At 61.4% G+C, this 11616-nt stretch carries 9 protein-coding genes, 2 tRNA genes and 1 pseudogene; 9 read left to right on the top strand and 3 right to left on the bottom strand.

Annotated features, from left to right (window positions below; genetic code table 11):
- Positions 1-190 (top strand): annotated as a pseudogene (locus tag BBF93_RS07590) (IS481 family transposase); the annotation flags it as partial.
- Positions 191-245: 55 nt separating this feature from the next.
- On the opposite strand, the gene BBF93_RS07585 reads toward BBF93_RS07590, so the two are convergent.
- Positions 246-321, bottom strand: a tRNA-Asn gene (locus BBF93_RS07585).
- Between the two features lie 318 nt (positions 322-639).
- A tRNA-Cys gene (locus tag BBF93_RS07580) sits at positions 640-713 on the bottom strand.
- Positions 714-874: 161 nt separating this feature from the next.
- Here BBF93_RS07580 and BBF93_RS07575 point away from each other — a divergent pair.
- The 8 genes from BBF93_RS07575 (at position 875) to BBF93_RS07540 (ending at position 9594) form a co-directional block, all read left to right on the top strand.
- Positions 875-1528, top strand: a complete 654-nt coding sequence (locus BBF93_RS07575; RefSeq protein ID WP_035595541.1) for a protein-L-isoaspartate O-methyltransferase — start codon at positions 875-877, stop codon at positions 1526-1528.
- A gap of 96 nt (positions 1529-1624) precedes the next feature.
- The gene (locus BBF93_RS07570; RefSeq protein ID WP_051612321.1) at positions 1625-2905 is read left to right on the top strand and encodes a TolC family outer membrane protein; all 1281 of its coding nucleotides are present in this window, start codon (positions 1625-1627) and stop codon (positions 2903-2905) included.
- 100 nt (positions 2906-3005) lie between these two features.
- Positions 3006-3671: a PopZ family protein gene (locus BBF93_RS19975; RefSeq protein WP_051612322.1), complete on the top strand. Its 666-nt coding sequence runs from the start codon at positions 3006-3008 to the stop codon at positions 3669-3671.
- A gap of 90 nt (positions 3672-3761) precedes the next feature.
- Positions 3762-6482: a valine--tRNA ligase gene (locus tag BBF93_RS07560; protein ID WP_114105508.1), complete on the top strand. Its 2721-nt coding sequence runs from the start codon at positions 3762-3764 to the stop codon at positions 6480-6482.
- Positions 6483-6484: 2 nt separating this feature from the next.
- Positions 6485-7504 carry an isoaspartyl peptidase/L-asparaginase family protein gene (locus tag BBF93_RS07555; RefSeq protein WP_199288439.1) on the top strand — a complete coding sequence of 340 codons (1020 nt, stop codon included), beginning with the start codon at positions 6485-6487 and terminating at the stop codon, positions 7502-7504.
- A complete protein-coding gene (locus BBF93_RS07550) occupies positions 7494-8033 on the top strand; it encodes a GNAT family N-acetyltransferase (RefSeq protein ID WP_114105507.1) in 540 nt (179 codons plus the stop codon). The genes BBF93_RS07555 and BBF93_RS07550 overlap by 11 nt, the downstream gene beginning before the upstream one ends.
- Before the next feature lie 78 nt (positions 8034-8111).
- The gene (locus BBF93_RS07545) at positions 8112-9131 is read left to right on the top strand and encodes a DUF3137 domain-containing protein (RefSeq protein WP_114105506.1); all 1020 of its coding nucleotides are present in this window, start codon (positions 8112-8114) and stop codon (positions 9129-9131) included.
- Between the two features lie 82 nt (positions 9132-9213).
- Positions 9214-9594, top strand: a complete 381-nt coding sequence (locus tag BBF93_RS07540; protein ID WP_114105505.1) for a hypothetical protein — start codon at positions 9214-9216, stop codon at positions 9592-9594.
- 56 nt (positions 9595-9650) lie between these two features.
- Here BBF93_RS07540 and BBF93_RS07535 read toward each other — a convergent pair whose 3' ends face one another.
- Complete coding sequence (locus tag BBF93_RS07535) at positions 9651-11603, bottom strand: alkyl/aryl-sulfatase (RefSeq protein ID WP_114105504.1); 1953 nt, start codon at positions 11601-11603, stop codon at positions 9651-9653.
- Between the last annotated feature and the right edge of the window lie 13 nt (positions 11604-11616).

Raw genomic sequence — 11616 nt, 5'->3', positions numbered from 1 at the left:
CTGCGGACGCCTGTGCATGCACCGGAAGAAGATCAACATCTCCTCAGTCCTCGCCGGTCAACGCGTCGGCCTGAAGGAAGTCGATGACGGAATATGGCTCGTCTCGTTCATGCAATATGACCTCGGATATGTTGATCTCGAGGCAAGGACACTACAGACTGTAGACAACCCGTTCGGGGCGAAAGTGTAACCTATCTCTCCGGAACAGTCTGTTACCTATGTGTCCGGGCCGGACAAGGGAGAAGTGGCTCCGCGAGCAGGACTCGAACCTGCGACCGGGCGATTAACAGTCGCCTGCTCTACCAACTGAGCTATCGCGGAACAGCTGGAGACGGGGGAATAGCCAGACCGGCTTTCCGGTTCAAGAGGCAAATAGCGCCTTCTGCAGAAAATCCGCTGCGACAGGCTGCAGAATTGTGGATAGCGCCGCCCCGCCGGCAAACCTCACCCCAAAAGAAAAGAGGCGGGAGACAAGCTCCCGCCGAAGGCGTTGGGTGATGGTGGGTGTCTCCAAGAGAAGACATGCCCAAATTCGCCCGAAATGGTTAATGCCGGGTAAACGATTTGCAATAAATGCGCAAAGCGGCGTTCAGCATTGAATGCTGGCTGCAAGGTGGCTGGATTTTCAGGGAAAGTTGATGGAGGCCCCACCCGGAATCGAACCGGGGTGCACGGATTTGCAATCCGCTGCGTCACCACTCCGCCATAGGGCCTCAGGAGAAAGGCCCTCTAGCAGCGCTTGGGCGCGGAGACAATCGGCCTTTCATCACCTTTCACAGAAGAAGCATGTCGCGGCGATCCTGCGCATTGCGCGGCGCAGCCGCCGTGATACAGGGGGCATACCTATCCAGCGATTCAGAAACGGCGTTTTGAGATGGACTTCGACCTTGCGCGCGAAATCATGGTGGACAGCCAGATCCGCCCGAATGATGTGACCGATCCGGCGATTGTGGCCGCCTTCCTGCGCACCCCCCGCGAGGAGTTTGTGCCCAGCTCGCGCCGCTCTGTGGCTTATTCCGAGATGGAAATCGAAACAGCGCCCGGCCGGTCCCTATGGACGCCGCGCGATACGGCCAAGCTGATCAAGCTCGCCCAGATCAAGCCAACAGATGTGGTGCTGGTGATTGCGGCAGGCTCGGGCTACGAAGCTGCCCTCATCAGCCATCTGGCGGACACGGTTATCGCGCTGGAAGACAAGGCGGGCCTCGTGGACGCGATGGGTACCCGCTTTGCCGAGCTCGGCCTTGATCGCATTGCGCCGGTAGAAGGCCAGCTGGCCAGCGGCCTTGCCGAACAGGCGCCGTTTGACGTCATCTATGTATGCGGCATGGTTGAAACCCTGCCCGAAGCATGGGGCGCGCAGCTTTCCGAAGGGGGGCGCCTCGTTGCAGTGGTCGCCGATGATGGGCGCCTGGGCCGCGGCAAGGTCTTCACCAAGGCCGGAGATACCCTCTCCTCGCGCGATGGCTTCGATGCCTGCCCGCCACGCCTTGTGGAATTTGACCGCAAACCGGCCTTCACCTTCTGAAGGCGCCCTGCGTCCATATGTTTTGGTGAACAGCGTTCACCTTATTAAAAGAAAAGCTTATATACCCTGCTGACAGGACCAACAGGGTATTCCATCATGCGTAAGCTCACGCCCCGGCTGCTGATTGGCACCAGCCTTCTTTCTTTCTTCTTGGCGACACCGGCGCTCGCGGAGACCTTGCCGGAAGCGGTTGCCTCTGCGTTTGCGACCAACCCCCAGCTGGAAATCGAGCGCTACCGCACGGATATCGCCCGGCAGAACCTTGAGGCCGCGCGCGGCGCCGGACGGCCCACCGTCAACCTGACCGCCGGCGGCGGCTATGAATATATCGACACGACCAGCCCGTTCGCCTTCGGCGTGGGAGACCGCCCGGTCGCTTCCGCCCAGCTGCAAGCCATCCAGCCCCTCTACACGGGAGGGAAGATTTCCGCCGGCATCCGGCAGGCTGAAGCGGGCATCAGCTCTGCTGACCTCGGCTTTGCCGCCGCCCGCCAGGATCTGGTTCTCCAGGTGGTCACGTCATACATGGATGTCGTCCGCGATCGTGAGGCCGTTGCCATCCGCAAGAACAATGTGGAGGTCACCAGCGAACAGGTGCGCGCGGCGCAGGACCGGTTTGATGTCGGCGTTGTCACCCGGACGGATGTGGCACAGGCCCAAGCCCGGCTCGAAGGCGCCCGCGCGGCACTCGCCGGCGCTGAAGCCACGCTCCAGGCCAGTGAGGCCAATTATCAGTACCTGACCGGGCTGCGCCCCGGCGATCTGGCCCCGCCTCCACCTGTGCCGCCGCTTCCGGAAAGCCTCGAGACAGCGCTGGTGACGGCGATCAAGGACAATCCCAGCATCGCTGCGGCGCGTGAAGATCTCCGCGCGGCAGACGCCGCCGTCGATTCCGCAAGAGCCGACGGCCGCCCGCAGGTAAACCTCGTGGGCACTGCCTCCCTTCAGGAAACATTCGGCAGCAATGATCAGCGGGACACCAGCGTTTCCGCGCTCGCACAGGCGCGCATTCCCCTGCTCACCGGCGGGGTGGTGAAGGCACAGACCGAAGGCGCCAAGCTGCGCCGCGAACAGGCGCGCCGGTTTATCGATAATCTGGAAACCCAGGTGCGCGCCCAGGTCACTCAGGCGTGGTTTACCTATGAGGCCGCCCTGCGCTCAATCGAAGCCTCGCGCCGCCAGGTCGAAGCGGCGGAAATCGCCTATGAAGGTGCTCAGGAAGAACTCGCCGTTGGCGTGCGCTCGACCCTCGACGCCCTGGATCAGGAGCAACAGCTGTTCGAAGCACGCTTGGCACTAGTCGCGGCGGAAAGAGACGCCTATGTTGCTGCCCACAACCTGCTGCGCGCAACCGGCGCACTGGGCACTATTGGCTGATCCACTCGCCTCTCAGGCGTTAACAATGTCAAACGCTTGTTAACCCCGGCGGCCTAACGGTGGTATTCAGACATTGTGATTCCGCCAGCGAGGGGCTGAGATGGCCAACGAAGCACATAAAGAACCCACGATGGAGGAAATCCTCGCATCGATCCGGAAGATCATTGCCGATGACGGTCCTGCGCCTACCGCCGGGCGGCCCGTCATGCGCGAAGTGACAGCTGAGCCGTCCAGCAGCCGTCCCAACTTCTCGTACGACAATGATGCTGACGATCTCGGCATGTTCGAGGGCGACGAGTCGGATCTGGCAGACGAAATCGCCGGAGAAGTGGCTGAAGAGTTCACCACCCAGATCAAGGGCCCGGAATTTTCCTTCGAGGCAATTCTCGGCGCGTCGACGGCACGGGAAGCCGTTACGCCCGCCCCGATGCCGGAGCCGGAACCCGAGATCGACCCGCCTTTCCAGCCTACGCCCCGCCCCGCGCCCCGCGCTGTTCAACCCGCCCCTCAACCGGAGCCGAAAATGCCTGCCGCACCGCGTTATGCAAATGAGCCTCTGACGGACGCACAAACTGCCGAATCAGCTGCCGGCGCGCTCGGCAAGCTGATCTCCAAGATGGACCTTGGCAGCGACAACACGCTGGAAGGCCTGGTGCGCGAGCTTCTCAAGCCTATGGTCAAGGAATGGCTCGATGCCAACCTCGCCCGGATCGTCGAAGAGAAGGTGGAAGCCGAAGTACAGCGGATTGCCCGCATGGCGCGCTAGCCTCATCCCTCAAACTTGCTATAGGGAACGGCGCGCCTTAACCGGCGCGCTTTTCTTTTATGCCCTGCCCGCAAAGCCCACACGAAAACGATGCTTGATCAGAGATTTGACCCCGCCGAAGCCGAACCGAGGCTCTATAAAGCCTGGGAGGAAGCGGGTTGCTTCCATCCTTCGGGCGATACCAGCGCCCAGGCCTATTCCATCGTCATTCCGCCGCCGAACGTTACCGGCGTGCTGCATATGGGCCATGCGCTCAACAATACGCTTCAGGATGTGCTGATCCGGTTTGAGCGGATGCGCGGCAAGAATGTGCTCTGGCAGCCGGGCACGGACCATGCGGGCATCGCCACGCAGATGGTGGTTGAGCGCCAGCTGGCCCAGGAAGGCAATCAGGACCGCCGCACAATGGGCCGCGAAGCCTTCCTTGAGCGCGTCTGGAAATGGAAAGAACAATCGGGCGGCGCCATCACCGGCCAGCTCAAACGTCTCGGCGCCTCCTGTGACTGGAGCCGCGAGCGCTTCACCATGGATGAAGGCCTCTCCAAGGCTGTCACCAAGGTGTTCGTGGAGCTTTACCGCAAGGGCCTGCTCTACCGCGACAAGCGCCTTGTGAACTGGGACCCGCATTTCCAGACCGCGATTTCCGACCTCGAAGTCGAGCAGAAGGAAGTCGACGGGCATTACTGGCACCTGCGCTATCCCCTGGCTGATGGCGCTACCTATGAACATCCGATCAAGGATGAAGACGGCAATCCGGCTGGCACAGAGACGCGCAACTATATCGTGGTTGCCACCTCGCGTCCCGAAACGATGCTGGGTGATACCGGCGTTGCCGTTCACCCCGAAGACGAGCGCTATAAGGGCCTTATCGGCAAGTTTGTCGAGCTGCCCATCGTTGGCCGCCGCGTGCCGATTGTGGCGGATGAATACGCCAATCCGGAAAAAGGCTCCGGCGCGGTGAAGATCACCCCGGCACACGACTTCAACGACTTTGAAGTCGGCAAGCGCGCGGGCCATACGCCGTTGAATATTCTCACATCCGTTGCCGCCATCGTCAGCGGCGCCGAGGCTGATGCAGCTGGCATTCCGGAAGATTTCCGTGGACTCGACCGGTTGAAGGCGCGCGACAAGGTAGTTGAAACCTTCGAGGTCCTGGAACTCCTTGAGCGGATCGAAAAGCTGAAGATTGAGCAACCCTTCGGCGACCGCTCCGGCGTGGTCATCGAGCCGTGGCTGACGGATCAGTGGTATGTTGATGCGGGCACGCTGGCCAAGCCGGCGCGCAAGGCGGTTGAAGACGGGCTTACGCGCTTTGTGCCCGAAAACTGGACCAAGACTTATTACAACTGGATGGACAACATCCAACCCTGGTGCGTCTCCCGCCAGCTCTGGTGGGGCCACCGGATTCCTGCCTGGTATGATGAAGACGGAAATTGCTTTGTTGCCAACTCTGAAGCAGAGGCGCAGCTGGCTGCTGGGCCAGGCAAAAAGCTGGTTCAGGATGAAGACGTTCTCGACACCTGGTTCTCCTCCGCGTTGTGGCCCTTCTCCACGCAGGGCTGGCCGGAAGAGACCGAGGCGCTGAAAACCTACTACCCCACGGCCACGCTGGTCACCGCCTTTGACATCATCTTCTTCTGGGTCGCCCGGATGATGATGATGGGCATCGAATTCACCGGCCAGGCTCCGTTCAAGGACGTTTACATCCATGCCCTCGTCCTCGACGAGAAGGGCCAGAAGATGTCGAAGTCCAAAGGGAACGTCATGGACCCGCTGGACCTCATCAATGAGTATGGCGCCGACGCGCTGCGCTTCTCGATGAGCCGTCTGGCGGGACAAGGCCGCAACATTCGCCTGTCGAAACAGGTGGTCGAAACCAACCGGAACTTTTCCACCAAACTCTGGAACGCCGTGCGCTTTGCCGAGATGAACGAGTGCGGCGCGCCAGGTCAGATTGATCCGTCCACAATCGAACGCCCGGTCAACCGCTGGATTCTCAGCGAGCTCTCGGCCTGCGTGGAAGACGTTACGCGCGGACTTGAGGAATACCGCTTCAACGAAGCGGCTGGCGCGCTTTACCGCTTCATCTGGAACACGCTGTGCGACTGGTATCTGGAACTGATCAAACCCTTGCTCGCAGGCATGGATGACGGCGCAAAATACGAAACGCGCATGGTCTGCGGTTATGTTATCGATGAAGCGCTGAAACTGCTTCATCCCTTCATGCCCTTCGTGACCGAAGAGCTGTGGGAGCGCCGCGCCCCTGGGCGGGCAAACGATCAGGGTTTCCTGATGCTGCAGACCTGGCCGAAAGCCACCGGTTGGCGCGACGCGGCAGCTGCTGAAGAGATTACCTGGCTGATCGACCTCATCACCGAAATCCGTTCCCTGCGGAACGATCTCGGCGTGCCGGCCGGCGCCAAGGTGCCGCTTGCTTTCGTCAATGCCAGCAATGGCGATATCATGCGCGCCGAGGCGCATGGGGAAATCCTTCGCCGCATGGCGCGCGTGGAAGATGTGACGCTGCCAAATGAAATGCCGGCAGGCGCCGTTTCCGCCGTGGTCGGATCAACGGTGGCGGCCCTTGTCATCGCAGATCTGATTGATGTGGCCGAGGCACGCAAACGCCTCGACAAGGAAATCGCCACGCTGGACAAGGACATCACCAGCACCGAAAAGAAACTCGGCAATGCTGACTTCGTGGCCAAGGCGCCCGAAGAAATTGTCGAGGAAAACCGGGAGCGCATCCGTGATTGGACCGCGCGGCGGGAGAAACTGAGAGCGGCTCGCAAGAGCCTTGAAGGGATCTGAAAATGAAGACACTGACGCAGCTCGCCCTCGCCTTTGGAGGATTGATCATGACCGCCTGCGCCAGTGTCTCCGCCGAACCTGCCCCTACCCCGGAAGCGACAGCGCCTGAGTGGCGCCTCGTCATCCATGGCGGCGCAGGCGTGATCCTTCCGGGCAGCATGACGCCGGAACTGGAAGCCGCTTATATCGCCGCGCTGAATGTCTCGCTGGAAGCGGGCGCGGCCGTCCTCCGCGAGGGCGGCAGCGCGCTCGACGCGGTGGAGGCTGCCGTGCTGACGATGGAAGATGACGCGCTGTTCAATGCTGGCCATGGCGCAGTGTTCACCGCCGCGGGCACCCATGAACTCGACGCCGCGATTATGGACGGCCGCGACCGGAATGCCGGCGCCGTTGCGGGCGTGATGCGCGTGAAAAATCCGATCAAAGCCGCCCGGGCCGTCATGGAAAAGTCCGAGCACGTCATGTTCGCGGCCACGGGCGCCGATGAATTTGCCCAGGCACAGGGCCTCGAAATGGTCGAGAACAGCTATTTCGACACCGACCGGCGCCGCGATGCGCTGGAGCGTGTCCTTCAGGAACGCGCCCGCACCGCCGCCGACCGTCACGGTACCGTCGGCGCGGTCGCCATCGACGCCAACGGAGACCTCGCCGCCGCTACCACCACCGGCGGGATGACCGCAAAGGCCGCAGGCCGCGTCGGCGATACACCGCTGATCGGCGCGGCCACTTATGCCGAAAACGGTGTCTGCGCCGTCTCTGCCACCGGCCATGGCGAGTATTTCATCCGTGTGGCTGTCGCCAAGACGATCTGCGACCGTGTGAAACTGGCAGGCGAAGACGTGAAAATGGCAGCTGGCGTGGCGCTAGATGAAGTCGCCGCGCTCGGCGGCGATGGTGGCGTCATCGTGATTAGCGGCAATGGCGACTATGGCTTCGTTTTCAACTCCGCCGGCATGTATCGCGGCTGGATCGATGCCGCCGGTTCCGGCACCGCCATCTACGGCCAGAGCGATGCAGACTGACCATGCCGCTTCGCAACTGACGGTTCGCCACGCAGTTCCGGGCGATCTTTCGGCGCTGGTTGCCTTGTCCCAGAAAACCTTCACCGACAAATTCGGGCACCTCTACCACCCCGAAGACCTCGCCAGCTTTCTCGAAGACTCCCACGGAACGGCCGCCTATGCCGCCTGGCTCACCGATCCGCGCAACCTGATCCGCGTGGCGGAGACGGAAACCGGCGCGTTGGCGGCCTACCTTCTTTGCAGCCCGCTCTCGCTGCCTGCGGAAAATGCACAGCCCGGCGCTCTGGAACTCAAACGCCTCTATGTCGACACGCTGCTGCAGGGGCGCGGGCTCGGCTCGCGATTTGTAGACGAAGCCCTCTCCTGGGCCCGCGGCCAGCGCGCGCCGGAAATCTATCTCAGCGTCTATTCGGAGAATGAAGGCGCGCAGCGGCTCTACGCCCGCTATGGCTGGGAAAAGGTGGGAGATTTCATTTTTCCCGTCGGCCGGCACGAAGATCTCGAATATCTGCTGCGCCTCACCCTCTGATGCCGGAATCGGGGCCTTTCAGCCCCGGCCAACTCGCCCTAGACTTGACGGACCAATTGACAGTTCGGGACAGCTGGCATGACCGATACCTCCCCTTCCACGGACACTTCCGCAGGCAATCTCGCCATCCGTCAGGCGCTTGCGGGTCTTCCCAAGGAGTTTCAGGGCTTCGACCAGATCTTCGAGGAGCGCATCCGCCCCGCCCTGCTGGCGCGGGAGGAAGAGCGGATAAAGGTCACCAAGCGCGCCATCCTGATGCGTTGGATCACCGGAGGCGTGATCGCGGCGGGACTGGCGATTGCCTTCCTCTCGCAGATGCTCTGGATCGCCATCGTCGCGGGGTTTATCGGCATAATCCTCTTTGCCGGCGGCGAGCATGGGGTGAGCCAGCTTGCCAAGGAAGCCAAGGGCCTGATCGTCGTGCCGATCGCCGAACAGTTCGGCCTGAATTTCACTTCTGAACCTGGCCCTGTGGAGTCGATCTATCGCCACAAGGAAGTCGGCGTCGTTCCTGGCTGGGACCGTTCCAAGTATGAGGACTATATCACCGGCGTGCGCCGCGAGGTGAACTTCGAACTGTTCGAAGCCCATCTTGAGGAAAAGCGTACCACGACAGACTCCAAGGGCCGCACACGGACCACCTGGGTCACGGTGTTCAAGGGCCAATGCCTGCGCCTCGACTTCCACAAGACCTTCTACGGACGAACGCTGGTGACCCGCGATGCTGGCTTCTTCAACCGCTTCGGCGGGGGGAAAGGCATGCAGCGCGCAGGCCTTGAAGACCCGACCTTTGAAAAGATCTTCGAAGTCTACACTACTGACCAGGTTGAGAGCCGGTATCTGCTCACCCCCGATGTGATGCAGAAACTCGTAGACCTCGAACAAGTGTTCAAGGGCGGCAAGCTGAAAGCTTGCTTTGACGGCGGTGAAGTACTGATCACAGTCCAGGGCGGCAACCTGTTCGAACCCGGCAGCATGTTCAAACCGCTCGACAGCGCAGACCGCGTGCGCGAGCTTCTGGAAGACTTCAACGCCATCTTCAACATCATCGATGAAATCACCGCTGGCCGCATCCGGGTGGAACAGAACCACAGCTGAAATGCGGCGGTGAGGTGGCAGACCTGTTCAGCCTCGCTTCATCGCCGGCCCGGATAATCAGGCCGATTGCAAGGAGCCCTCAATGATCCTGTTTCGTCCCCTGTTTCTGGCCACACTGATGATTGCCGGCCCCGTGGCGGCCGCACAGGCCAATGGCACGGCGGACATGCAGGCCTGCAAGGCCATGGCTGCCACACTGCCGCCAAAGCAAGCCGAGATCACGCAGCTGACGACAGAGCGTGATGCGGCTGCAGAAGCCGTGGAATCCACCGGAGAGGCCTGGGAAGATACAGAAATTCACCGCCGCGCCTCTGCTGGCCATGCCGCAGCTGCCGACGCCGCTCGTACCGTTTATGACGAGGCAAAGAAGCGCCTTGCCCGCCATGAACTGGCGCTGCAGGCGAGCGTCCGCCAGTACAATGATGACATTACGGCCTTCAATAGCCGCTGCGCGACGAAATAGGCTTCTGAGACTACTGCGAGAACGAAAAAGGCCGGGCTCAAGACCCGGCCTTCTGCTTACGGCGTTACGATTTCGAAAGGTGGGCCGGTATCGGCCGGATCGAACACGGACATCAACGCCGCCGTGGCGCCCGGCTCGCCCTCCACCTTCATGATGCCCGCTTCCATCAGCGCGGCGGCGGTCTGCCCGGCAAACAGCATTGCCAGAAAAGCCGGGCGCGGAATGGTAACCGTTGCGTCCACGGGGCCTGCCGCACCGTCTTCATGGATCAGCACGGAATTGCGGATGGAAACACGGCGCGTCTCGCCCCGGTCCGGGAAGACAAATGCCACAGACGTTGCAATCCCCTCGGCCTTGGCCGGATCAACGCGAATGGCCAGCATGTCGAACACCTGCGGCGTTGTGATCGCGCCGATCATGTCCGGCGAAACGGTCGTGATCTGACGATCGGCCGGGGTTTCTCGCGCCTCGGCGGCGCCCGTAAGGTACATGTTCCGCCACAGTGACCCTTCCGCCTGATAGCCCATCTGCTCGAACGCCTTCGCCAGAAGTTCGCGAGCCTTCATGTTGGTGTCGTCGGAAAAGACAATATGGCTCGCCACCTGCGCCGCCCAGCGATAGTCGCCGCCATCATAGGCCTTCTGCGCCACCTTCAGCGCCTTTTTTGCCCCGCCCATCGCCGCCACATAGCGCTTGCCGGCTTCTTCCGGCGGCCAGGGGTTGAGGTTGGCCGGGTTGCCATCATACCAGCCAAGATAGCGCTGATAGACCGCCTTGGAATTGTGAGACATCGTGCCGTAATAGCCGCGATTGTACCATTTGCTTGCAAGGCTATTGGGCAGAGCAATCACCTCGGCAATCTCGCTGGCCACATAACCCTTGTTCATCAGACGGATGGTCTGATCGTGCAGGTATTTGTAGGCGTCGCGGTGATGCGACATGTATTCGGTGATCTCCGCCTGCCCCCAGCGTGGCCAGCCATGAGACACGAACATCACGTCGGTCTTGTCGGCATAGAGGGCGATCGACTCGGTCAGATAATCCGCCCACGCCTTGGAGTCGCGCACCAGCGCGCCGCGCGGCGGCAACACGTTGTGCATCGTCGCATTGGCATTCTCTGCCAGACAGAGCGCGCGGAGATGCGGAATATAGAAGTTCATTTCCGCCGGAGCCTCGGTGCCGGGCGTCAGCTGGAATTCGATCGCGATGCCATCGATAACCAGCGTCTCGCCGGTCTCCGTGATAGAATGCGTCGGCGGGATAAGGCTCATCGAACCGCGCGGAATGCCCGTGCCGATGCCCGCGCCGCCCTGCCCCGCCGGGCCGGGTTCGAGGCGTGACCCAAACTGGAAATTCGCCCGCCGGCTCATCGCTCCGCCTGCGATCAAGTTCTCGCTGACGGCATGCTCCATGAAGCCTTCCGGCGCGATGATCTGCACCTTACCGGCAGCCACATCCTCCACCGTCACAATGCCTTTGACGCCGCCAAAATGGTCGGCATGGCTATGGGTATAGATTACCGCATGGATAGGCTTGTCGCCCAGATGCTGCTTCACAAGTTCAAACGCCGCCGCCGCAGATTCGGTCACTGTCAGCGGATCGACGATGATATAGCCCGTCTCGCCTTCGATGATGCTCATCACCGAAATATCGAAGCCGCGGATCTGCCAGAGCCCGGGAGTCACTTCGAACAAGCCATGCTGCTTGAGCAGCCCCAAATGCCGCCAGAGGCTCGGGTTCATCGTTTCGGCAGTGGGGCCGTCGGTAAAATCATAGGCGCTGAGATCAAACACCTTCTCGCCGTCCGCGCCAAGGATCACCGGATCTTCCCGCGTTACCAGGAATCCGCGCGCGGCAAGTTCAGCCTCTGACGTATCGTCCCAGGGCAGCCCTTCGGCGAACGCCTTGTTGGCGTTGATTGTTGCCTCAGTGGCTTTACCAGGCTCAGCGATCGCGCCCAGCGCAGGAACCAGCAGGGCCGCAAAGCCTGCAACAAGATGACGGCGCATGTGTCTCTCCCCG

The organism is Hyphomonas sp. CACIAM 19H1 (assembly GCF_003325995.1).
In the GTDB taxonomy this organism is placed as follows: Bacteria; Pseudomonadota; Alphaproteobacteria; order Caulobacterales; family Hyphomonadaceae; genus Hyphomonas; species Hyphomonas polymorpha.
This window is presented reverse-complemented; position numbering and strand designations above follow the sequence as displayed.

Coding starts and splice junctions, on each gene's coding strand:
- BBF93_RS07575 (WP_035595541.1), top strand. CDS start 875: ATGGACTTCGACCTTGCGCGCGAAATCATGGTGGACAGCCAGATCCGC.
- BBF93_RS07570 (WP_051612321.1), top strand. CDS start 1,625: ATGCGTAAGCTCACGCCCCGGCTGCTGATTGGCACCAGCCTTCTTTCT.
- BBF93_RS19975 (WP_051612322.1), top strand. CDS start 3,006: ATGGCCAACGAAGCACATAAAGAACCCACGATGGAGGAAATCCTCGCA.
- BBF93_RS07560 (WP_114105508.1), top strand. CDS start 3,762: ATGCTTGATCAGAGATTTGACCCCGCCGAAGCCGAACCGAGGCTCTAT.
- BBF93_RS07555 (WP_199288439.1), top strand. CDS start 6,485: ATGAAGACACTGACGCAGCTCGCCCTCGCCTTTGGAGGATTGATCATG.
- BBF93_RS07550 (WP_114105507.1), top strand. CDS start 7,494: ATGCAGACTGACCATGCCGCTTCGCAACTGACGGTTCGCCACGCAGTT.
- BBF93_RS07545 (WP_114105506.1), top strand. CDS start 8,112: ATGACCGATACCTCCCCTTCCACGGACACTTCCGCAGGCAATCTCGCC.
- BBF93_RS07540 (WP_114105505.1), top strand. CDS start 9,214: ATGATCCTGTTTCGTCCCCTGTTTCTGGCCACACTGATGATTGCCGGC.
- BBF93_RS07535 (WP_114105504.1), bottom strand. CDS start 11,603: ATGCGCCGTCATCTTGTTGCAGGCTTTGCGGCCCTGCTGGTTCCTGCG.